Source organism: Mucilaginibacter ginsenosidivorans (assembly GCF_007971025.1).
GTDB classification, from domain to species: Bacteria; Bacteroidota; Bacteroidia; order Sphingobacteriales; family Sphingobacteriaceae; genus Mucilaginibacter; species Mucilaginibacter ginsenosidivorans.
Window position 1 is genome coordinate 4935217 of the sequence record NZ_CP042436.1, and the last position, 21055, is coordinate 4956271.

Consider the following 21055-nt stretch of genomic DNA (forward strand, 5'->3'; position numbering starts at 1 on the left):
TTAAGGAAATAAAAGCACAAAATCACAACAAAATATACTAAAAAGTCTAAAACAAAAAACCATGGAATTAAAAGAAAAAACGGTATTAGTCACAGGTGCCTCATCGGGCATCGGGCTGCTTGTCGCCAGCAAGCTTCACGAAAATGGCTACCAGGTAATTGGCACAAGCCGGGATCCCGAAAAACATCAGGCAAAATTACCATTTAAGTTACTGCCATTGGATCTAAATGATGACCATTCTATAGCATCTTTTGGCAAGCAGCTATTCAGTCAGGTCAAAACTTTAGATGTGCTGATCAACAACGCAGGTTACTTAGTAAACGGACTCGCCGAGGAAACCCCTATTGACTTAGGCAAGCAGCAGTTTGAGACCAACTTTTGGGGAACGATCAAAATAACCAACGAGTTGCTGCCATACTTCAGGAGGCAAAAACATGGAAAAATAATTACGCTTGGTTCCCTGCTGGGTTTAGTGAGTCTTCCAAATACTTCCTACTATTCGGCTTCCAAACACGCCCTCGAAGGCTATTTTAAGGCACTTCGGTCTGAATTGAACCAGTTTAACATCAAGGTGGTTATGGTTGAGCCAATCAGTTTCAAAACCAATATCGGCGAAAGCGCAACTGTAGCGAAAGGAACGATCGCAGACTATGATCAGTTCAGGCAAAAGGTTATCGCGTATACCAAAACGGCATTTGATAAGGCACCCGATCCTGCGCCGGTTATCGCTACTTTATTGCGGGCAGTAAAGGAAAAAAATCCAACGTTTGGTTACCCTGTCGGAAAAGGATCATCAATCGTACTCCTGCTTCAACATTTCGCCTATAAGCTTTTCGAGAAATCCATTCTGAAATCGATCAACGCTTCAAAATAGTATTAACAAAATTTACAAGGTGTTAGTCTCATAGAAATTATTCCCATCACAATAGAAAAGAAAAAAATGAAAGCATTTATTATAGACAAATATAAAAGCAAGGATGGTGGCCGGATTGGGCAAATGCCCGTTCCGGAATTGAAACCAGATGAAGTACTGGTAGAAGTATACGCTGCCGGTATAAACCTCCTGGATTCCAAAATCAGAAACGGGGAGTTTAAACTCATTTTACCGTACAAAACACCATTCGTTTTGGGCCATGATGTGGCAGGCGTTGTAACTAAAGTTGGAGCCCGGGTGCAACAATTTAAAGTTGGAGACGAGGTTTATGCACGGCCGGCAGATCACCGAATTGGAACGTTTGCAGATTTCATCGCAATTAAGGAAGCTGATATGGCTCTTAAACCGAAAAAGCTGAGCATGGAAGAAGCCGCATCGATTCCGCTGGTAGGACTAACGGCCTGGCAAGCTTTGATCGAAAAAGGCAACTTAAAGAAAGGGCAAAACGTTTTCATACAGGCAGGATCAGGTGGTGTAGGCACATTTGCCATTCAACTGGCTAAACATCTCGGTGCTACTGTGGCTACAACTACAAGCGCAGAAAATATGGAGTTAGTGAAAAGCTTAGGTGCAGATGTCGCTATTGATTACAAGAAAGATGACTTTGAAAAAGTGCTGCACAGGTACGACCTAGTTTTGAATAGTCAGGATGGCAAGATACTCGAAAAATCGTTGCGCGTGTTAAAATCTGGTGGAAGACTCATTTCGATCTCTGGCCCGCCAGATCCGGACTTCGCGGATGAGATCGGAGCTCCCTGGTTTGTGAAATTAATCATGCGTCTTTTAAGTTCCGGAGTAAGGAAAAAAGCAAAACGGCTTAAGGTGGGCTTTTCCTTTCTTTTTATGAGAGCAAATGGAGACCAGCTAAAGGAAATTACCGCTCTTATAAATTCCGGTACCATAAAACCGGTTATGGACAAAGTTTTCCCATTCGAATCGATCAGGGAAGCGATAACCTATGTTGAAAGCGGCCGCGCCAAAGGAAAAGTCGTAGTTAAAATGAAGTAAAATGGTCACGCTGTCAGAAATTGTCAGGCTGCCGCCGCAAGGGTCCGCCCTTGTGGCCCGCATGCTACTTCGCCGTCCTTACCACTGACACCGAATCAGCCCCGCCCAAAAAGAACTGCCCCTCGCCATTGCCACTCAAAACCTTACCCCACCGCCTTATTCAGCGCCACGATGGCATTTTTAAACTGGTCGCGGGCAACCAGGAACTGGATATTCACCTTGCCTTTGGCTACGCCGGCGCTGATGATGTTGATCTCTGCTTTGGCCAGCGCCGTAGCGGCCTTCGCCAGCAGGCCCGGCTGATCCATATTGGTTCCGAGCAGGCAAACCATGGCAACGGGTTCGGTGGTCACTTTCTCAAACTGCAATTGCAGATCGTCGATCAGTCCGGGTTTAAAGTCACTTTCCCATATAACAATACTGATACTGTTGGCGCTGGTTACTTTGAAGGTATAACTGATGCCATGCGTGTAAAAAAGCTGCATTATTTGCAGATCGCTGCCCACGTTACCCGTCATACGCGGATCGTAGATGTCGATAAGCAGTTGCTGTTCGCTTCCGGTAATAACTTCCACTCGTTTTATTTTCGACACATAGTCGCGGGTGATCAGCGTTCCGGGATGTGCGGGTTCGAAAGTATTTTTAATCCGCAGGTGTATGCCCCCCATCTCCAGCGGTTTTGCGGCTTTGGGATGGATGGCCTCCATACCCACATCCGCCAATTGGTCGGCAATATCATAATTGGTATTACCAACCGGCTGCACGTTTTCAATGCCCACCAACGCCGGGTCGGCGGTCGATAAATGATATTCTTTATGGATAATGGCCTCCTGCGGTTTTAATATCTCCGCTATCTTGCTGAAAGTAACTTCAGAATAACCCCGGTCAAACTCGCGCATAATACCCTCGGTGCCTTTGGCGTAACCTGTCGCAATGCAAACACAACTTTCCAGGTCCACATCTTTAAAAGCATCCGATATCCGCTCGCTGATGGTTAAAGCCCGGCGGTCATCAAAACCGGCCAGGTCTATAAATTTTGCCGGCATACCGCGCTGCTGCAGTATGCTTGCCAGCACATAGCCCGAATGTGTTTCCCCTATCGAAGCCAGGATCTCCCTTGCCGCCAGCAGGATGCCCTCGTTCAGGTAGCCCGATGCAAGCATGGTCGTAGCGCTCTCCAGGTAAGATAGCGCCTTGGCAATATGCGCATCGATAAAGTCGTCTGCCTTCTGTATTTCCAGCCCCAAATGGGCGTATTGATGATTAAGCCCTCTTAGGTATGTTCCCATTTCGGCGATAGCCTCATGGTAATCCTCGCCGTTGGCCAGCTTATGGTAAACGCCGGGCGCCTTGGTCTTTTTGTTCTCCAGCAGCCGGTTGGTCACGCCCGAAAAAGCAGACACCACAAATACCCGGTTGCCAAATTCAGCAGCCGTACGGTTATAGCAAATAATATTATCGATCACTTCGGCAAGCGCACTCATCGAAGTACCGCCGATCTTTTCTACTGTAAGCATATTGGTTATTCCAAAGGCCGAAAATATCAAATTTGAGGGAATAACCGAAGGTTTGGGAGGTTAATACGGAATGATTGTTTGTCCCGCAACGGTGTCCGCAAACTACCTGCTCCCACCCAGCAATTTCGCTTTTCTGTCCAACGCCGTAAAAAGCGAGGCCACTGCCAATGTAGAAATGATCCTGATAGCGGATGTCGACCTAAAATTATTGGACCAGTTGCACGCTTAAGTCAGTGTAAGAAACCTTAAAGACTGCCGCACGGATTTTTACCAGGTCGTACAAATCACAACATAGAAGGCAATGAAAGAACTTGTTGCTTTAGCCAACCACTAAAACGCCGGCGGACCAACGAATCGTGAATTATTGACGATTATCGATTCAGTTCTTCTTTGGTTGTCGGCTTTCCTTTACCAGTGGCGATAAGGCTTTTCAAACTGCCGTTGATATAGCCTCCCCAGGCGTTTGAACAATCCTTATAACATTCGATTTCAGGTACCAGGCCGATCTGCGTAAACCGCACTTCGGTTTGATCACCTTTTTCGGCAATATCAAAAATGATCTTAGTACCGGTCCATTCGCTTTCATCTGCAATGAAAGTGAGCTTACTGTCGGTTATCTGCCAAACTATCCTGGTATACGGAACAACTTCTACCAGTTTTTGCCTGGAATAATGCACATCCCAGAATTGGACCGAAAACTCGTCATTTAGTTTTTCAGTGTTGCCGTCCACCCCTTCTGTCCACCAGCCGCGGACATTTGCGATCGCTTCAAAAGCGTCTTTCGGACTTTGATCAACCAGGAAGCTTGTAGTGAAATCATGTTCATTCATAGCTGCCCCCTTTCATTGCCTCCGCATTGCTTCTTTCAGCAACCGTAGAATAGTTGTTAAAAATTACTTTTACCATGATTTTAAATGTTAGAAATTGATTTCAATTCAAATGTTTGACTTTCTTACACCCCCACTCATACCCAATAAAGTTGCTATGCCCGCCACGAACGAAAACGCAGCAGCAAAAGGGAAGAAATAAATAAATTCGATAATAGACAAGAACAGTAAAAACAAGCCCAATGCCAAAATGAAGCGACGGTTTGGTTCGGCAGACAAAAGCCACAATAAAATGCTGATCAGCAATAATACGCCGATCATACCGTAACCATAACCCGCAAAAAAATCTCCCATACTTACCGACCACCCCATAAAATCGAAGCGGTTACCAAGCATCCCGTCTATCACCTGTTTCACGGCCGCATTTGGCGCGTCCTTCCAGGTTAGGGCACCCATAGTATGCCCAAGTGTATGCAGCAGCATAATAATGCTCGCTATGCGCAATAAAATTTTCGGCTTCACTGTTCAGCTTGCTTTTTGTAAAGTTCCATGATGGTTCCCCAGCCTTCATTCATGCTTTCCACGGCTTTACCGCTGCCCAGCTTATGGAGGTCCTTATGTTCAAATTTCACACGTGTCATATTCGGTCCTTCGGGGATAAACTGCGTCACTACTTCTGTAATAAGATTAGGGTCGCACTTAAACTCGCCGTTTATCTGCCAGGCCAGCACAAACAGGTCGTAAGGCTGGTAAGTTGAAACATAGCCGATATTGGCTTCGCTACCGTCGGCGTGTTTAGAATACCAGCGTCCGTTAACAAAAGGCTCCACTACAATTTCGGTCATATCGGCACTGCCGATGTGGTGTGTTCGCGGCCACCACATATCCATTTGTTCTGTAAAAACTTTAAAGGCCGTTTCCTGGGTGGCCGCTACCGTGAACTCTTTTTTGATAGAAGTTAAGCTGATGGTTTCCATACTCATTGGGGTTTGCTATTTTCTTTTTCAGTGTTTTCAACAAGTTTTTTAAAATTGACCAGTGCTTCATCCCAAAATTTGTCGAGGTATTCACGCATCGCCAAAATACCTTCGCGGTTCACTTCGTAAACGTTCCTGGTGCCATGGGTTTTAATGCTGATGAGTTTCGCTTCCTTTAGCACCTTAAGGTGCTGCGACACCGCCGGCCGGCTCACAGGCAAACCGTCGGCAATATTTACCACCGCCAGGGGCCGATCGCGTAATTTCTCGAAGATCGCCCTGCGTGTGGGGTCACCGAGGGCGTTGAATGCTCTTTCACTTGCGCTCATAAAATTTCATCAATTAGTAAGTATAAACTTACCGTAAGTACAAACTTACCAATAAAAATGAAACATGCAAATTTTTTAATATAAGACAGCTCCAATTTGTTAACACCTCTCTTTACCGGCAATTTCCTGGACTTACCAGGCACATGACATAGTTGCGGTGCACTTCTGATTATTGAATCCCGAGGATGTTTTTTAGGCGTCTATTTCGGGTGCTTTTCTTTGGAAAAGTTAAAATGTTTTTACTGATCGTTCGTCTCACTAAGTAAGGATATGAAAACTCACAAAATGAATTCTATACAGGATAAAAGCATAGCGATTGTTGGCGGCGGCCCCGGTGGGTTGACACTGGCACGCCTATTACAAATGAACGACGCCGATGTAAAAGTTTATGAGCGCGACGAAAACCGCTCGGTACGGGTGCAGGGCGCTACGCTCGATCTGCACTACGATTCGGGCTTAAAAGCGCTGTCCAAAGCCGGTCTCATGGACCATTTTAAAGCCAACTATCGCCCCGGCGCCGACAAGACACGCATAACGGGCGAGGATGCAACCATACTTTTTGAGGATGATTTTGCGGCAACCGACGATGACGAATTAGCCCGACCCGAAATAGACCGCGGGCCGCTGCGTGAAATATTGCTCGATTCTTTGCAGTCAGGAACCGTGATTTGGGACAGCAACTTCGTTTCGATGAACGAACAGAACGGCGCTTTCAGGTTGGACTTTAAGAACGGCTCCGAAGCATTCGCCGACATTGTGATCGCAGCCGATGGCGCCAATTCAAAAATACGCCCATATATCACCCCTGTTAAACCATTTTACGCGGGCATTACAGCATTGGAAGGTGCCGTTTATAATTCTGAAAGTGTGAGCCCCAATATTCATCAACTATTAAGCGGGGGAAAGATATTTGCCCTGGCCGACGGAAAATCACTCATCGTAAGTTCCAAAGGCGACGGCAGCCTTGTGTTTTATGCCGGTTTTTATGCCGACGAATCGTGGGCAAAAGATTGCGGAGTCGATTTTTCGAACAACAAACAGGTGCTCGCCTGGTTCAAAAAAGAGTTTGCCGGGTGGGCCGATATATGGGACGAACTGTTTGAAAACTCTTTTATATTTACTCCCCGCCTGCAATATTGTATGCCGTTCGACCAGAACTGGATTGCCCTGCCGAACCTTACTATGCTGGGCGATGCTGCTCACCTGATGCCGCCCTATGCCGGGGAAGGCGTAAATATGGCTATGCTGGATGCTTTGGAACTTGCCGAATGTCTACTAAGCAAAGACATTCCCAGTGTCCATTGTGCGATAGCGGCCTATGAAAGCAAAATGCGTATTCGCGCAGTTGAAACCGCGCGCATGACCATGGAACAGACCGCAGCACTGCATTCGCCTGATGGACTTGACCACATGCTGGGCATGTTTCAACAAAACGGCTGAAAGTGTTATTTAAGAAGAAGCCGTTTGAACCAAAGCGGCTGTGACCATCTCATTTGTCAAGAATATTGGCTGTTTTGTGTAAATAATTTACCTCAATTCTCCCTTTTATCTTCTTTAGCAGCATAAAGATTTTCTTCGGATTGATCTTTATGCTTGACAACATTTGCCCGATAACGAAAAGCAATTTAATGTGATCGTAAAGGACCGCTGAGAGGGACACTTATGCACGGGATGTTAAGCAGCATACTATGGTATGCCACGGCTGATTAACAACAAATTTATATAGAATGAAAAAATTAAACATTACCAAAGCCCTGCTTGCAGGCCTCGCAACTGTCGTGTGCACCTATTCGTGCAAAAAAAATCAGCCGCCGCGTCAGCAGCAACTGATCGATGTCATTCAAACTAATCTTGTAGCCGACACTGCCGGGTATAATGCCGCAAAAATAGACACAGATCTTGTCAATGCCTGGGGCCTGGCTGCGAATCCCAATGGTATCATATGGGCCGTATCCAATCACAAAGGGCTCAGCACAATTTATAATCAAACAGGCCAGGCGCTGCGGGAGCCTGCTTTGATACCCTCAATTGACGCACATCAACCGGGCTCGCCCACCGGTATCGTATTTAATGGCGGAACTTCATTTGGAAGTAACAAATTTATTTTCGCTGGTGAGGATGGCATTATAACAGCCTGGATAATGAACGACAGTGCAAAAAAAGTCGCAGACCGCTCGCAATTTGCTGCCGTATACAAAGGTTTAGCAATGGCGAAGGACGGGAATGCCGATTTTTTGTATGCTGCCAATTTTAAGGGCAAAAAAATCGATGTCTTCGACAGCAATTTCCAATATTTAACAACTAAACCTTTCACCGACCCTAATTTACCGGATGGTTTCGGGCCGTTTAACATCCAGAATATCGGAGGTATGCTGTACGTTTCCTATGCCAAACTGAAAGGGCCGGATAACGAAGATGACGATGCGGCACCCGGAAATGGATACATTAATATTTTCAAACCTGACGGCACCCTGGTGAAGCGCTTTGCTTCGCAAGGCACGCTAAATTCGCCCTGGGGTATTACCCAGGCACCAGCGGGTTTTGCCGGCGACGGAGCTACTATCCTGGTAGGTAACTTTGGCGACGGGCGCGTAAACATATTCGACATGTCTGGAAAGTACAAAGGGCAATTGCAAAGTAATGGTCATACCTTAGGTATCGAGGGCTTATGGGCGCTCGACTTCCTGAAAACCAACGCGAGTGTCAATGACCCCTTGTATTTTACCGCCGGTCCTAAAGAAGAAACTCATGGACTATTTGGATTTTTGAAAATAAGCAAGTAATAGTTAATTCAGTTTTAACCCAGCCGGGCATCGCACCGGCCGGGTTTTGAAAGCTAATTCCAAACACAAAACGTAGTAATAGATTAACGCACCCCATCTGCTCCGTCAACAGTCTCCGATCAAACCCCGGGTCGTCAACAGGTATCAGGCTCACCTGTTTTGCCGGCAGCAATTAATCCAATCAATAATCAATTCAATTTAACGAAGTCGTTCAGGCAAGTCCTATTAACGATCAATAACCTATTACAATGACAAACGAACGTCAACACATTCTTACATCTTCTTTAAGATTATTTCTTAGTAAGAATCACAAACAAGTTTCTGTCAAAGAAATTGCCGACCAGGCAGGCGTAACAAAACAAACCATACGTAAATATTTCAACAGCAAGGAAGAAATATTCGTTGAAGTACTCAAGTTCTTTTTTGCCGATTATATCTGCATCAGCGGAAGCCGTGTTTCGGCGTTTGCCCTCTCCCAGTTCTATCGAACGATATTAAGGGGAATAGAAGGTAATAAAAAAGCAGATGAAACCATAGAAAGGAGACAGGTAGCATAAAAGCATTTTCGCCCGAATTCTGTAAATCTTTCCCAACACGATATAATAGCGAAGTGCCCCGGTGCAGCGACATTTGTTCCATCAAATAATTAAAAAAAGATCATGAAATCAGAAATCAGCGTGAGTGAAATATCTCAGAAAAACGGGCAAAAATGTTCAAACCCAAATTGCACTTGCACAAACTGCAACTGCGGTGACAATTGCACCTGCAAAAATTGCAAATAATATGTGTTTCGAATTTGGTTCAGATAGCCGCTCCACACCGGGGTGGCTATTTTATTAAACTGCTTTATGAGACAAAACAAATTGAATCGGTTATAAATAACCCGTATTTTGCTACTATCTTCATTTCATATTATCAGACCTTGAAATATTATATTAAAAATATGGTTTGCCTGCGCTGCGTTAAAGCGGTAGAAAGTATCCTTGGTAACCTGGATGCCGGCATTGCAGATATCCGCCTGGGCGAGGTCCTGTTAACTCAACCCCTTTCGCCGGGCGACACCGAGCGATTCAGGGCCCAATTGTCGCAGGCTGGTTTTGAATTGCTGGATGACAACCGCAGCCAGTTGATCGTAAAGATAAAATCCATCATAGTCGATCATATTCATTACCTCGAAGATGAAAAATTCTCTTTCCCCAAAGTGTTGTCCCGCGAGCTTAACAAGGAGTATTCACAATTAAGCAAACTATTTTCAGAAACTGAAGGCATCACTATAGAACATTACGTGATACAGCAGAAAATAGAAAAAGTTAAGGAACTACTGGCTTATAACCAAATGAACCTGAACGAGATCTCTTACAAATTAGGCTACAGCAGTGTTGCTCATTTATCGGCGCAATTCAAAAAAGTTACCGGGTTAACGCCGTCACAATTCAAAACACAAGGGATCCACTTGCGCAAAGCGTTGGACCATATTTAGCTGGCCGTAACTTATTTACCTTCTTCTTTTTTCCGGTCCTTGTTCCAGCCGATCTTGATCCTGCCTGTCGAATCGGATATCGCGCGGATATGCAGCACAATGCCTTTGTACCTTTTCTTTTCGAGTTTGGCCTGGTTGGTTATGGTTGTATCGTTCTTGGGGTTACGCAGCGGTACATCCAGCGCCAGGTTTGTTCCGCCATTTAAGCCATATACACCAGCCACATCCATATTCAACACGCTCGAGCTGAATTTTAACGGGTAAACCGTTATCATATCACCGTGCACGTCAAAGCGGCCGTTCAGTTCGCGTACCTGGATGTTTTTCAGATCGCGCCGCGGGAACGCAAATTTGGCTATGCTGCCTATTGGATTAAAATTCACAAGGGCGCCGTCCTGCAGGTTCAGATCGAGCGTGCCGTTAATAGATTTAGGCATTAATTTGCCCTGATCCGACATCGAAGCGGCTATCTGTGTTTTAGCTGACAAATATCCTTTCAGGTTGTCGGCTGTAAAATCCTGCAACCCGAAATTATCGAACGCGCTAAAAAACTCCCGGATATTTACATGGCTTATTACTGTGTTCAGGTCCAGCTGGTTTGATTTTCGCCCTTTGGACACCGATCCGTTCATCTTTAAAGAGCCGCCCGCGTGTTTTAATCCTACGTCCCGGATAACAACTTTATCTTCCGATGTAAGCACTTCCGCGTGCACATCCGTCGCTACAAATTTTTTATAGTAAACGTTGTTCACTTTCAGGTTCATATCAACACGTGATTTTTGCAATACGGTGTTCAGTTGCGTAACTACATTGCCGCTGTTATCATCCCCGGCTGGCTGTTCTGTTGGGGTGCCGTCCTGCGCGTTGCCACTTATAACGCCTAAAAACTCGCCCAGGTAAAGCTGCGGGCTGCTTATATCGCAGTGTACCAGTATTTTTTCGGGCGCGCTGTAATACAGGTTCATAAAATTATTAACCCTTCCCTCCATGCTCACCACACTTTTACCGCTTTGCAGGCGAATATTCCGCAGAAAAAGATCGTTCTTTTTAATAAGAAGGGAAATGGCGCTATTTACAAAGCTGATATTTTCGGGCAGATATTTAAAGTTGGCGTTCCTTAAAATAATGCTGCCTGCAACAACCGGTTTATTTAACTGGTAGTTTACGATGTCGCCCCTGTACTTAAGATGCATAATGGCGCGACCGCGGGTAAACCGGGCGACACTTTTTGCCATTACGCCATTTGCATAAGACAGCGGAAAGTCGGCGTTAAAATCGCCCATGGCTATAGGCTGCTTTAGATCAATAATATCTCCTTCGGCCATCCAAAATGGCATCTGAAGGTAAGTACCCTGGAAATTAACGAGCCTGATGACTGAGTTATCGTCGCTAAATCCTGCGCCCTTTTTATATTCGTTGCTGAACACACCGCCAAAACTGCAATGTTCTATCGTGCCGCCTGGTGTTATTACGGTATTATCTTTAACAGTAGCAGTAACGTACAACGAGGGATCGCCCCCGCCGGCAAAACTGCCCGAAATAATTCCCCTGACCGCTATGGGTTGTGTAATATTAAATTGGTCGAGCTTCTTTTGAATATTTTCCGAAAGTAAAGCCGAAACACGCCTCCACATTGCCTTTTTTGCTTCCAGGTGAATATTGAAGCTCGAAGGCTGTTTCAACGTCTGGAAAACAGCGTTCACCACAAACGGATCGTCTGCAATATCCAGCGAGGGTGATTTGACCCAGAGCCTGCCGGTTTCGCTGTTATAGCCTGCGGTCAGGTCGCCTTCCAGCACCTTATTTTTTATAAAGCTGCCATTTTTTGTATTGAATGCCATGCTTTTGGCAGTTACATCCATGTGGAAAGCCGCATTCCAGCCTGTATCCGGGTTACGCATTGTACCGTTCAGCCGGTTGGCGATAAAGTCGAAACGCTTTTTTTTATGGAGGTCCTCTACTATAAAATTGACATTAGTTAGCGAAAACCGGCCCAGCTGCGAATCGTAATTATTTGTCGATGATGTATCCTTCCTTTTTGGATGCCCGCTCCTGAAAACCGAGCGGTTACTATACCCGGTACTATCGGTAAACAGGTCGACCGTAGCATTGCTGATATCGATGTGATTTATATCGAGACTACCCGTAAACAGCGGCCAGGCTTTTACCGATATCGAAAAGTCTTTAGCATCCAGCAGGGTGCGGTGATGTTCGGCAAAGCGCTTATCGCGTATCAGCACATCTTTAAGGCCGAGCGAAATATTAGGGAAATGCTGGAAAAAATTTGGCTTCATATCGCCTATGATAACGGTGCCGTCGAACTTGGCGTTCAGTTCGTCATTTACCAGCTTTAAAACTTTACTCTTATTATGTGTAATATACCACAGGCTGCCGAAGAACAGCAGGATGATAACCACAACAAATGCTGCAATTACCTTCAAAATTATTTTTAGCGTGCGTGGCATAAAGCTTAATACAAAGTACGATTTATTGCCTTTTGTTTTAAGCTTATGGTCTCAAGGCTGTTACAAAGTCCGGTGCGGCCGCTGAACCGGGCGGTAAACAAAGCAAAGATCACCTTCTGAAATGACAGCCATCATTTATTTCGGGACCATAACACCCGACATTTGTATCATCATCATCATTATTTATGACATTAAACATTCAATCATGGAAACTTTAGTATATCAGCCGGACGAAAAATCGCCCGAAGTAAACTTCGCCGGAACAATGCATGCCCTGGTTTATCACGGGCCTGGTAGAAAAGCATGGGAAGAAAAGCCAATACCGACGATCGTCAAACCTACCGATGCGATAGTGAAAATACTTAAAACCACCATTTGCGGTACCGACCTGCATATTATGAAGGGCGATGTGCCTGAAGTTACCGACGGTCGGATCATCGGACACGAAGGTGTAGGCATTGTAGAAGAAACCGGGAGCGCCGTAGGCAATTTCAAAAAAGGCGACCACGTGCTTATCTCGTGCATTACATCCTGCGGCAAATGCGAGTATTGCAAAAAAGGTATGTATTCGCATTGCGAGGACGGCGGATGGATACTGGGTCACCTGATCGATGGCACCCAGGCCGAATATGTGCGGATACCGCATGCCGATAACAGTTTATATCCCATCCCTGCAGGCGCTGATGAAGAGGCACTGGTTATGCTAAGCGATATTTTACCTACGGGTTTTGAATGCGGCGTTTTAAATGGACAGGTAAAGCCCGGCGATACTGTAGCAATAGTAGGTTCGGGGCCAATAGGTTTGGCAGCTTTGCTAACGGCCCAATTTTATTCTCCGGGCGAAATTATTATGATTGACCCCGACGACAACAGGCTAAATGTAGCCAAAACATTTGGTGCCACACAGGTGATCAACAACAGCACCGAAAACGTATTGGAACGGATCAAAAGTCTTACGGGAGGTAAAGGAGTTGATACTGCCATTGAAGCGGTGGGAATACCGGTAACGTTCGAACTTTGTACGGATATCATAGCGCCGGGCGGTCATGTTGCCAACATCGGTGTTCATGGAAAAAGCGCAACACTTCATCTCGAAACGCTTTGGGCAAAAAACATTACGATAACCACACGGCTCGTGGATACGGTAACCACTCCGATGCTGTTAAAAACCGTAAAATCTAAAAAACTGAATCCTAATAAGCTGATAACACACCATTTCCGGCTCGACCGCGTAATGGATGCTTACGAAACCTTCGGCAATGCGGCAAAAGAAAAAGCTCTCAAGGTGATATTGACCAACGAAGAATGATCTGGACCATGGGTAAAGAACAGATCATGTGCTAGGCTCCCCGGGAGAATTTCCGGGGAGTTTTTTATCTGCCTTTAATTAAATCAACCTCAATAAAACAACCACTTGTCACGATATATGTTAATAGAACAACTTGATACCGCACCGATGAAGCACACCGAAGAAGTGCTGAAGGACCTCAAAAAGATTTATGAAGAAATGCTCGACGCCGAGCTGAAACACCGGGATACCATACAAGGAGTTAAAGTCTGCTATCGTAACAGTGCAATTAACCTCATCGACTACTTGTCACTTCGGTCAAAAAATGTTGAAACTTTACAGGTAAAGCTCCATGAAAGCGGTTTATCATCGCTGGCAAGCAGCGAGAGCCATATCAAATCGCAATTAATGCAGGTAATGGAACGGCTGGGCGATAAACCGTCCTGCGGCTGCGAGGTGGATGTAGAAAGTGGCATCAGGCATTTACAACATAATATTACCGGGTTACTCGGAGGTGCCCCCACCGATCAGACTATCCCGGTGATGGTTACTTTCGATACTAATTTTGAGAATGATTTTGATTTGATTTGCAGCTTGTTGGAAAACGGCATGCGCGTAGCCCGCATTAACTGCGCCCACGACAACCCGGAAACCTGGACCAGGATGATCCTTAACCTTGAGCAGGCAAAAAAACAAACTGCCCAGCCCTGCAAATTGTATATGGACCTGGCCGGACCAAAAATACGGACACACATCGTCGGCCGTAAACATCAGCGGGGTAAGCTGAAGGTAGCTGAAGGAGACGAAGTGATCCTGACGGACCAGGAAAATCATTTTAAGAAGTCGGAAAAAGTTATCCATTGTACCCTGCCGGGTATAGTGGAATACCTGCAGCCCGGGCACCGGGTATTTTTTGACGATGGCTTGTTTGAAGCGGTGGTACAAAACGCCGAAAATAAATCTGCAGTACTGATGATCACCCACATCGCCACAAAAAAACCGGTTATTAAAAGTGATAAGGGAATAAATTTCCCTGATACCGGTTTTAGCGTCACGCCGGTTACAAAATATGATCTGGAGTGCCTGCCTTTTATTGTACAGCATGCGGATATGCTGGGGTTCTCATTTGTAAACAGCGCCGCTGATATGAAGGCATTACAAAGGGAGTTGTCCCGGTTAAATAAGTCCGCGTTCCCTGTTATTGCAAAAATAGAAACAAAGCAGGCCGTCGACCATCTGCCCGAAATAATTTTGCAGGGCATGAAACAGGGGCCGACCGGTGTGATGGTGGCCAGGGGTGATATGGCTATCGAGATCGGCTTTGAACGAATGAGTGAGATACAGGACGAGATATTGTGGATATGCGAGGCGGCGCATACGCCTGTGGTATGGGCCACGCAGGTTTTGGAAAATATGCAGAAACAAGGCATAGCTACGCGCGGTGAAATTACCGATGCTGCCCATGCTGCTCAGGCCGATTGCGTGATGATAAACAAAGGAGATTACACCCTCCAAGTGCTGCACACTTTGAAAGACATCCTGAAACGTGGGCGCAAAAACAATTTCAAGAACAGGCGCCTTTTTCGTAGTCTTTCTATTGCATCGCATTTTATTGGAGATAAGTAATGCCCTGTGTTTGCAGGTTATACTTATTTAGTCGCTGGTTTTGATGGCAGTATAACCCATCGGTTTACGGTGTTTCCCGGCGCCTGTATGCAAACCTTATAAAACTGGGAAGGCATCTTACTCACATCTACTTTGACATGCGCATCACTAACCGGCACTTCGGCAAGCAATTGGTAACCGTCTTTTTTGCCTTCCTTAAAATCGTTGGTGGCCGCAACTAATATTTTAGCATTGCCTTTTACATCGAGTGCCTTCCACGCAATATCCAGCTTGCCCTGTATAAAATTTGCCTGCGGCGCGGCGACAGATACCGGCCCTATCAACGAAGTGCCATCCATTTCGCGTTGCTGCTCTTCGGGTACCCGGATATTCATAAATCTGAGTATGGATGGTGTTATGTCGATGATCCCAGGCGTATAATACCGTGCATAGTCATTAAGCAAATGCGCATTGGTCACCATCCAGGTGCTGCGCTGCCGTGGCGATTGCCCGCCATGATCCCTGCCATTTAGTTCACTCCTGCCGTGGTCGGTAGTGATAAATATCAGCCAATCCTCCTTAAAGTTTTTCTCCCGGTATTGTATGGCATCCCATATACGGCCAACCTGTACATCCATCTTCCTTATCGCATCTTCAAACTGCGGACTATCACCGTGCGCGTGCCCCATGTCATCGGTATATTCCAGGTAAACCCAGCTTAGGTCCGGTCCGTTTTGTTTAATGCATCCGGCCCCTTCTTCCGATACTTTTTCATCAATCAAATGCATATAATTGCCTGCCTTATCATGGGGAAATTTATTGGTATCCAGTTCGAACCCGTCGGCTTTAAAATCCGTCTTCAAATTGTTGGTCTGTGGCAAACCCTCTCCCATCAGCTTAGTACGGTTATCGGTCCAACTCGAGAAAACAGCTATCTTTCTTGCGGCATCCGCATTCTTTACCATCCTGAAAATAGTCCAGTAGTTATAATTTGGCGCTTTAATCTCGTTACCCCAAACGTTATGCTTATTAACCCAGGTAGCAGTAAGCAAGCTGTTATAGCCATTGGCCGAAATGGTTGGCGTCTGCGAATAGCCGCCCTTCTCACCACCCACATAAGCCCGCATATAGCACCCTTTTGCGGCAATTGCTTTCAAATTGGGTGTATTCACTTGTTCTATCACATCGGCCGGAATGCCATCGGCTATGATGAACACGGCTTTCTTTACCCGGTTTTGGGAGAATCCATGAAAGGATACCAATAGCAATACCGTTAATAACTTATAGTGAATACGCATAATAGCTGCCTTTTTTAAAGCGTTAAATGTAGGGGTTTTGAAAAAAGCATAGAATTAAGTAATTGTTATATTTAACCACCAATTATCATCTTTATGAAAAAACTCACATTGCTATTGTTGTTGCTGAATTTTGCTGCACAGGCCCAGCAAAAAATGACCTGGCCAAAACATGCCAAGGCGTGCATCGTGCTGACGTATGATGATGCCATCGCCTCCCAACTGGATGTTGCCATCCCCCAACTCGATTCAGCAGGTTTAAAGGGTACCTTTTTCCTTACCGGCGAGATCAACAGCCTCACCATTCCGCGCTGGCGCAAAGCAAGCAAAGAGGGGCACGAACTGGCTAACCATACTTTGTTTCACCCCTGCCTTAGCGGCGAAGACAACCCCGTGGCATCAAACCATTATACCGTGCACCAGATCATTCACGAAATGGAGGTAATGAACCACCTGCTGTATGCCGTGGATGGCAGAAGCAGTTATACCTATGCCTACCCTTGTACTGAAACAAGCGTGGGCGGCAAAGATTATGTGGATTCTATCCGGAAATATAGTACTGTCAGGTATGCCCGCATCGGTGGCGATACCAACGCGATTATAACCGATTTCAAAGATCTTGACCCTTTAAAAGTCCCTTCGTATGGTTTGGAACAGGGAACATCCGGAGAAAAGCTAATCGAATTTGTAAAAAAAGTAGAGCAAAGCGGCGGCATGGGTATTTTTATGTTCCACGGCGTGGGCGGCGATTATATCACCACATCAGCAGCGGCGCACCGCGAGTTACTGAATTACCTGAAAGAAAATAAAAAGAATATTTGGGTAGCAACTTTTAAAGAAGCGATGGATTACGCTGAGAAAAACAAATAAATGGCCTCACCTAAATCCTCTCCAAAGGAGAGGACTTTGATTTGTAATAAACGATATTTTTTTGCAAGACGAGTTAGGATGAGACAGCCTTATTCGCCGGTCCGTTCCCTTATCTCACGCTCAAGGGCAACGAATTTCTTACGAAGATCGGCAATAGTGGCTATTTTGGTAAGCTGGTCGGCAATACCATCGTCGTAGTTGTAGTTATTCAGTAAAAGTCGTCGAATCTTCAATTGAATTTCGCTTGCTTCCTTCTGCAATTCGGCCAGCGTCTTCATCCTGTTTTCAAACATTCCTGGGGTAGTCTATTTACTGAACAGCAAATTCGGCAAGATTCCGGTAATATTCAGCGATGAGTTATCCACAATTATCCACCTGGAGTAGGCTAATTGCCTGCTTTTTACTTAAATAACATTTCCACTTAACCAAATATGCTGTGGAAAACAACTTTTTGTCAGGTTTGCATTTTGGATATACGCAGGTCCTGTACCTTTGATAACAGCAGCACCATACAAGTTGCGCCGATAATTGCGAACAACATATCTGACTGTGTATCCCATATATCGCCCTGTGTGCCAAGGAACGAATCGCCCGCCGAACCGGATGTGACAGATACCAACCATTCCAACAGTTCATATAATACGCTGATAGTGGCGCAAACACAAATGGTAAGGAAAGCTATCCAGCCTTTTCTTTGAATAACATCGCGCCGTATGAATATTTCCCTGATGATCATTGCCGGAACAAATCCCTGGAAAAAATGGCCCACTTTGTCATAGTTGTTCCGTGTTTGATGGAACACATCGCGTATCCAGTCGAACGCAGGCACCATCGCATAAGTGTAATGCCCGCCGATAAACAGCACGTAGCAATGCAGCAGGATAAAAACATAGGTTAGATAAGTGAACCTGAACCGCTTAAATGTAAGCAATAACGCCAGGAAGCCCAATATAGCAGGAAAAACTTCCAGTATCCAGGTAAAGTAATCATGTGGGTTTATTGCCGAAATGATAAGGCCTGCGAAGAACAGGATAACGAGGGTTAGGTATTTATTCATACCACAAGATAGGAAAAACTTTCACCGACCCAATCCTGCCGTTCACCGGGAATTTTTATTCCTTTACAAAGTAGGGCTACCCGGCTTAACGGGCGTGTTGTAGTTTTGATCATGTTAAAACGCAAAGCCATGAATTACGAGTCAACAGTGATACCCAACGAGGAAGATATGGTCTTCCTGAATTCAGTTTTCAGCAACATCGAAAAAACTATCCTGTCAAAAGATTTCAAGGGCGGGCATATTACCAATGTGTTTGGCAATACCGAGCTGGATTTTACCAACGCCGACCTGCAAGGTCACGCCGTGCTCGACCTATCACTGGCCTTCGGCGCTATCAGCATCACCGTTCCCTGCGACTGGCGCGTGGAAACCGATCTTAGTCAAGTGCTCGCATCTGTAGACGATTACCGCAACGACATTTACAAAAGCCGCAATTCCGACAAGTTGCTGGTTATCAAAGGCAACTCGGTTTGCTCCAATGTCGAGATACAGCATAATTGCTGAACATTCATTTCCACAGCATTGTGGCCCATCATATACCGGAGCTCCGTATTTAACGGGAGCTCCTAATGTTTAACTTAATTATACTTACTCTCAAACCCCAAATCCTTCAACCCTTTTTTTATCTCAGGGCAATTCATAAACAATTTCCATATCAGCCCGGTGCGGTAGTTCTCTATCATCACCACTATTGGCCCCTGGTCTATTGCCAAATGAGTTTTGGCGTACCAGTTATGCGTTTCGCTGAAACCATCGGCAAAGCCGTAAGGGCCCCAAATTTTATCGCCCAGGTCGTAATAGAAATGCTTCAGCGCCTGCATGGAATATTCAGGCGTGTAGGGGAACGATGATAAAGTTGCAGTAGGTTGAATTACCCCGCGGTCATCCTCTGGACAATGGGCCACGTAGCCTTTCCAGCTGTCGCCGGCGGTAAGGCCCCAGCAATTAGCGCCATAACCTTTAAATTTCTTTGGATTTTCAATGCAATAAGCTCGATTGATAAGGGTATGATTTTTTACCTGCTCGGCATAATCTATCCCATGGTCATCTTTCAACCCGTTCGGGTCGATCCCCATGTAGGTATATTGTTCAAAGAACAAAGGCCCGCCTTTTTCGTAATTACCAAGCGGAAGCCTAATGCCGTAGTACGATTTACCGTTCTTCCAGCCGCCACTTTTCACCCACGAGTTTTCATATAATTCTTTGGATATCGGGTGCGTTTCGGATGAAGCAGCAACAATGTACGTGATCAATGCCTCGTCGTACCCAAACACCGGGAAGTTCATGTCGAAATCATTCCTGGGGCTCCAGTGCCAGTAAAGCGCTTTGTTGTCGCCCTTGCTGTGCCAGTTCCAGTCGGCATCGCGCCACATTTCTGCAACGCGGTTACGAAAGTATTTCTCAAGCGGAACGTCCTTATTAAAATACTCTCTTGCGGTAAGCAGTCCCATAAACAGGTAGGAGGTTTCCACAATATCAGCGCCATCGTCGAGGCGGCCAAAAGGTATGGTCTTGCCTGTTACCCCGTTCATAAAGTGCGGGTAAATGCCGTGGTAACAATCGGCCTTTGCTAAAAAATCGACGATCTTCACCAAACGCTTCAAAGCGGTATCGCGACCAATCCAGCCCCGGTTCACCGCAACCACCGTAGCCATAATGCCGAAACCGCTTCCCCCGATAGCGCATGCTTCCGGGCCGAATGTTCCCTTGCTGAAATTCGGCACATCATCAGCTTCATTGATATAGTCCCAGTAATATTCAGCGTGTACCGTATTGTCGCGCTCTCTCGCCAGTCCGCTAACCGGGTGCGCGAAATTCCAGAAATAGCGGAAGGTCTGCCGCTGTACAATATCCAGCAAAACCGAATCGGGAATATTTTTGACAATACCAACCGGCTTGATCGTAGCATGAACGACGGGCTTCTTCGCCTGCCGTTGGGCAAATAACTGGCTGCCGCACAGGCAAAAAAGTAACAATATTGATATACTGCGTTTCATCGGGTTACAATTGGGTATTTCTGAACGTATGGTTTATGTGGATGGCCCGGCTCGTTTCGGACGGCATCGTTGTGATCAAATGTGGGATTTTAATAAATATTTTACAATTTATTGGCCCCTGGATAATAATAAAACAATAGAATCACCTTATAATCAGTTATGAAAAAGTTGCTGTGCCTCGCGTTTATAGCTGCTGCGATCGTATCCTGCAAGAAAAACGATATCGGGGCTCCCGTATCATCATTAAAAAACAAAATGCTGGGCAAATGGAATTTTATTTCAGTAACAACCGTTTTCCGCGATACTGCCGGTAATATCATTCCTTCCGGCATGGTTTACGCTAACCCGTCGGGCTCTTTTTATCAATTCAATAAAAACGGCACCTGGGCTTCAAAATTCCTGGATGACCCTACGATCGACCTTAATAACCGGGGCTTCTATACTCCGCTATCCGACACGAGTTTTACGCTGTCCGATACAGGAAAATTTGCCTATTCTGAAACGTGCAAAATATATGCGTTAACGCCCGCTCAATTTATTTTTAGCCACACCAGGAACATTGCCATCAACGGCGTTACGCCGGCAACAATGGAATACGTTTTTAAGCTTACAAAGTAGTGTTT

At 45.6% G+C, this 21055-nt stretch carries 23 protein-coding genes; 13 read left to right on the forward strand and 10 right to left on the reverse strand.

Annotated features, from left to right (window positions below; translation table 11 throughout):
* The first annotated feature begins 61 nt into the window (after positions 1 to 61).
* Positions 62 to 874 carry an SDR family NAD(P)-dependent oxidoreductase gene (locus FRZ54_RS22525; protein WP_147034059.1) on the forward strand — a complete coding sequence of 271 codons (813 nt, stop codon included), beginning with the start codon at positions 62 to 64 and terminating at the stop codon, positions 872 to 874.
* Between the two features lie 66 nt (positions 875 to 940).
* Complete coding sequence (locus FRZ54_RS22530; protein WP_147034060.1) at positions 941 to 1942, forward strand: NADP-dependent oxidoreductase; 1002 nt, start codon at positions 941 to 943, stop codon at positions 1940 to 1942.
* Positions 1943 to 2085: 143 nt separating this feature from the next.
* Here FRZ54_RS22530 and FRZ54_RS22535 read toward each other — a convergent pair whose 3' ends face one another.
* Positions 2086 to 3459, reverse strand: coding sequence for an aspartate kinase (locus FRZ54_RS22535; RefSeq protein ID WP_147034061.1), 1374 nt, complete (start codon positions 3457 to 3459; stop codon positions 2086 to 2088).
* A gap of 70 nt (positions 3460 to 3529) precedes the next feature.
* Between FRZ54_RS22535 and FRZ54_RS24565 the strand changes: the two genes are divergently transcribed.
* Complete coding sequence (locus tag FRZ54_RS24565) at positions 3530 to 3688, forward strand: hypothetical protein (protein ID WP_187359846.1); 159 nt, start codon at positions 3530 to 3532, stop codon at positions 3686 to 3688.
* A 142-nt stretch (positions 3689 to 3830) separates the two neighbouring features.
* Here FRZ54_RS24565 and FRZ54_RS22540 read toward each other — a convergent pair whose 3' ends face one another.
* From FRZ54_RS22540 to FRZ54_RS22555, 4 genes are all read right to left on the reverse strand, one after another.
* Entirely contained in the window at positions 3831 to 4289 is a 459-nt protein-coding gene (locus FRZ54_RS22540) for an SRPBCC family protein (RefSeq protein ID WP_147034062.1), read from the reverse strand.
* Between the two features lie 105 nt (positions 4290 to 4394).
* A complete protein-coding gene (locus FRZ54_RS22545; RefSeq protein WP_147034063.1) occupies positions 4395 to 4808 on the reverse strand; it encodes an LIC_13387 family protein in 414 nt (137 codons plus the stop codon).
* Positions 4805 to 5263: an SRPBCC family protein gene (locus FRZ54_RS22550; protein WP_147034064.1), complete on the reverse strand. Its 459-nt coding sequence runs from the start codon at positions 5261 to 5263 to the stop codon at positions 4805 to 4807. The genes FRZ54_RS22545 and FRZ54_RS22550 overlap by 4 nt, the downstream gene beginning before the upstream one ends.
* Positions 5264 to 5265: 2 nt before the next feature.
* Complete coding sequence (locus FRZ54_RS22555) at positions 5266 to 5592, reverse strand: ArsR/SmtB family transcription factor (RefSeq protein WP_147034065.1); 327 nt, start codon at positions 5590 to 5592, stop codon at positions 5266 to 5268.
* Between the two features lie 270 nt (positions 5593 to 5862).
* Here FRZ54_RS22555 and FRZ54_RS22560 point away from each other — a divergent pair, with 270 nt between their 5' ends.
* From FRZ54_RS22560 to FRZ54_RS22575, 5 genes are all read left to right on the forward strand, one after another.
* The gene (locus FRZ54_RS22560) at positions 5863 to 7032 is read left to right on the forward strand and encodes an FAD-dependent oxidoreductase (RefSeq protein ID WP_228462570.1); all 1170 of its coding nucleotides are present in this window, start codon (positions 5863 to 5865) and stop codon (positions 7030 to 7032) included.
* A gap of 287 nt (positions 7033 to 7319) precedes the next feature.
* Positions 7320 to 8375, forward strand: coding sequence for a TIGR03118 family protein (locus tag FRZ54_RS22565; protein WP_147034066.1), 1056 nt, complete (start codon positions 7320 to 7322; stop codon positions 8373 to 8375).
* A 248-nt stretch (positions 8376 to 8623) separates the two neighbouring features.
* Positions 8624 to 8932, forward strand: coding sequence for a TetR/AcrR family transcriptional regulator (locus FRZ54_RS22570; RefSeq protein ID WP_147034067.1), 309 nt, complete (start codon positions 8624 to 8626; stop codon positions 8930 to 8932).
* A 124-nt stretch (positions 8933 to 9056) separates the two neighbouring features.
* Positions 9057 to 9215 (forward strand): hypothetical protein, encoded by a 159-nt coding sequence (locus FRZ54_RS24570; RefSeq protein ID WP_187359698.1) that lies wholly within the window; start codon positions 9057 to 9059, stop codon positions 9213 to 9215.
* A gap of 82 nt (positions 9216 to 9297) precedes the next feature.
* Positions 9298 to 9855: a helix-turn-helix domain-containing protein gene (locus FRZ54_RS22575; protein WP_228462571.1), complete on the forward strand. Its 558-nt coding sequence runs from the start codon at positions 9298 to 9300 to the stop codon at positions 9853 to 9855.
* An 11-nt stretch (positions 9856 to 9866) separates the two neighbouring features.
* On the opposite strand, the gene FRZ54_RS22580 is transcribed toward FRZ54_RS22575, so the two are convergent.
* The gene (locus FRZ54_RS22580; RefSeq protein WP_147034068.1) at positions 9867 to 12320 is read right to left on the reverse strand and encodes an AsmA family protein; all 2454 of its coding nucleotides are present in this window, start codon (positions 12318 to 12320) and stop codon (positions 9867 to 9869) included.
* Between the two features lie 121 nt (positions 12321 to 12441).
* Here FRZ54_RS22580 and FRZ54_RS22585 point away from each other — a divergent pair, with 121 nt between their 5' ends.
* The gene (locus FRZ54_RS22585) at positions 12442 to 13629 is read left to right on the forward strand and encodes a zinc-dependent alcohol dehydrogenase family protein (protein ID WP_228462572.1); all 1188 of its coding nucleotides are present in this window, start codon (positions 12442 to 12444) and stop codon (positions 13627 to 13629) included.
* A gap of 117 nt (positions 13630 to 13746) precedes the next feature.
* Entirely contained in the window at positions 13747 to 15234 is a 1488-nt protein-coding gene (locus tag FRZ54_RS22590; RefSeq protein WP_147034069.1) for a pyruvate kinase, read from the forward strand.
* A 23-nt stretch (positions 15235 to 15257) separates the two neighbouring features.
* On the opposite strand, the gene FRZ54_RS22595 is transcribed toward FRZ54_RS22590, so the two are convergent.
* The gene (locus FRZ54_RS22595; RefSeq protein ID WP_147034070.1) at positions 15258 to 16511 is read right to left on the reverse strand and encodes an alkaline phosphatase family protein; all 1254 of its coding nucleotides are present in this window, start codon (positions 16509 to 16511) and stop codon (positions 15258 to 15260) included.
* Positions 16512 to 16604: 93 nt separating this feature from the next.
* On the opposite strand from FRZ54_RS22595, the gene FRZ54_RS22600 reads away from it, so the two are divergent.
* On the forward strand, positions 16605 to 17378 hold the full coding sequence (locus FRZ54_RS22600; RefSeq protein WP_147034071.1) for a polysaccharide deacetylase family protein: 774 nt from the start codon (positions 16605 to 16607) through the stop codon (positions 17376 to 17378).
* Between the two features lie 89 nt (positions 17379 to 17467).
* Here the strand turns inward: FRZ54_RS22600 and FRZ54_RS22605 are convergent, their stop codons facing one another.
* Both FRZ54_RS22605 and FRZ54_RS22610 read right to left on the reverse strand, forming a co-directional pair.
* Entirely contained in the window at positions 17468 to 17671 is a 204-nt protein-coding gene (locus FRZ54_RS22605; protein WP_147034072.1) for a hypothetical protein, read from the reverse strand.
* Positions 17672 to 17832: 161 nt separating this feature from the next.
* Positions 17833 to 18435 (reverse strand): DUF2238 domain-containing protein, encoded by a 603-nt coding sequence (locus tag FRZ54_RS22610; protein WP_147034073.1) that lies wholly within the window; start codon positions 18433 to 18435, stop codon positions 17833 to 17835.
* 129 nt (positions 18436 to 18564) lie between these two features.
* On the opposite strand from FRZ54_RS22610, the gene FRZ54_RS22615 reads away from it, so the two are divergent.
* Complete coding sequence (locus tag FRZ54_RS22615; protein ID WP_187359699.1) at positions 18565 to 18939, forward strand: LiaF domain-containing protein; 375 nt, start codon at positions 18565 to 18567, stop codon at positions 18937 to 18939.
* A 74-nt stretch (positions 18940 to 19013) separates the two neighbouring features.
* On the opposite strand, the gene FRZ54_RS22620 is transcribed toward FRZ54_RS22615, so the two are convergent.
* Entirely contained in the window at positions 19014 to 20432 is a 1419-nt protein-coding gene (locus tag FRZ54_RS22620; RefSeq protein WP_147034075.1) for a glucoamylase family protein, read from the reverse strand.
* Positions 20433 to 20591: 159 nt separating this feature from the next.
* Between FRZ54_RS22620 and FRZ54_RS22625 the strand changes: the two genes are divergently transcribed.
* Positions 20592 to 21050 (forward strand): hypothetical protein, encoded by a 459-nt coding sequence (locus FRZ54_RS22625; RefSeq protein WP_147034076.1) that lies wholly within the window; start codon positions 20592 to 20594, stop codon positions 21048 to 21050.
* The last annotated feature ends 5 nt before the right edge of the window (positions 21051 to 21055 follow it).

What these genes read in the sequence shown, in the direction of transcription:
- FRZ54_RS22525 (WP_147034059.1), top strand. Translation starts at nt 62, where the DNA reads ATGGAATTAAAAGAAAAAACGGTATTAGTCACAGGTGCCTCATCGGGC.
- FRZ54_RS22530 (WP_147034060.1), top strand. Translation starts at nt 941, where the DNA reads ATGAAAGCATTTATTATAGACAAATATAAAAGCAAGGATGGTGGCCGG.
- FRZ54_RS22535 (WP_147034061.1), bottom strand. Translation starts at nt 3,459, where the DNA reads ATGCTTACAGTAGAAAAGATCGGCGGTACTTCGATGAGTGCGCTTGCC.
- FRZ54_RS24565 (WP_187359846.1), top strand. Translation starts at nt 3,530, where the DNA reads ATGATTGTTTGTCCCGCAACGGTGTCCGCAAACTACCTGCTCCCACCC.
- FRZ54_RS22540 (WP_147034062.1), bottom strand. Translation starts at nt 4,289, where the DNA reads ATGAATGAACATGATTTCACTACAAGCTTCCTGGTTGATCAAAGTCCG.
- FRZ54_RS22550 (WP_147034064.1), bottom strand. Translation starts at nt 5,263, where the DNA reads ATGGAAACCATCAGCTTAACTTCTATCAAAAAAGAGTTCACGGTAGCG.
- FRZ54_RS22555 (WP_147034065.1), bottom strand. Translation starts at nt 5,592, where the DNA reads ATGAGCGCAAGTGAAAGAGCATTCAACGCCCTCGGTGACCCCACACGC.
- FRZ54_RS22560 (WP_228462570.1), top strand. Translation starts at nt 5,863, where the DNA reads ATGAAAACTCACAAAATGAATTCTATACAGGATAAAAGCATAGCGATT.
- FRZ54_RS22565 (WP_147034066.1), top strand. Translation starts at nt 7,320, where the DNA reads ATGAAAAAATTAAACATTACCAAAGCCCTGCTTGCAGGCCTCGCAACT.
- FRZ54_RS22570 (WP_147034067.1), top strand. Translation starts at nt 8,624, where the DNA reads ATGACAAACGAACGTCAACACATTCTTACATCTTCTTTAAGATTATTT.
- FRZ54_RS22580 (WP_147034068.1), bottom strand. Translation starts at nt 12,320, where the DNA reads ATGCCACGCACGCTAAAAATAATTTTGAAGGTAATTGCAGCATTTGTT.
- FRZ54_RS22585 (WP_228462572.1), top strand. Translation starts at nt 12,442, where the DNA reads ATGACAGCCATCATTTATTTCGGGACCATAACACCCGACATTTGTATC.
- FRZ54_RS22590 (WP_147034069.1), top strand. Translation starts at nt 13,747, where the DNA reads ATGTTAATAGAACAACTTGATACCGCACCGATGAAGCACACCGAAGAA.
- FRZ54_RS22595 (WP_147034070.1), bottom strand. Translation starts at nt 16,511, where the DNA reads ATGCGTATTCACTATAAGTTATTAACGGTATTGCTATTGGTATCCTTT.
- FRZ54_RS22600 (WP_147034071.1), top strand. Translation starts at nt 16,605, where the DNA reads ATGAAAAAACTCACATTGCTATTGTTGTTGCTGAATTTTGCTGCACAG.
- FRZ54_RS22605 (WP_147034072.1), bottom strand. Translation starts at nt 17,671, where the DNA reads ATGTTTGAAAACAGGATGAAGACGCTGGCCGAATTGCAGAAGGAAGCA.
- FRZ54_RS22610 (WP_147034073.1), bottom strand. Translation starts at nt 18,435, where the DNA reads ATGAATAAATACCTAACCCTCGTTATCCTGTTCTTCGCAGGCCTTATC.
- FRZ54_RS22615 (WP_187359699.1), top strand. Translation starts at nt 18,565, where the DNA reads ATGAATTACGAGTCAACAGTGATACCCAACGAGGAAGATATGGTCTTC.
- FRZ54_RS22620 (WP_147034075.1), bottom strand. Translation starts at nt 20,432, where the DNA reads ATGAAACGCAGTATATCAATATTGTTACTTTTTTGCCTGTGCGGCAGC.
- FRZ54_RS22625 (WP_147034076.1), top strand. Translation starts at nt 20,592, where the DNA reads ATGAAAAAGTTGCTGTGCCTCGCGTTTATAGCTGCTGCGATCGTATCC.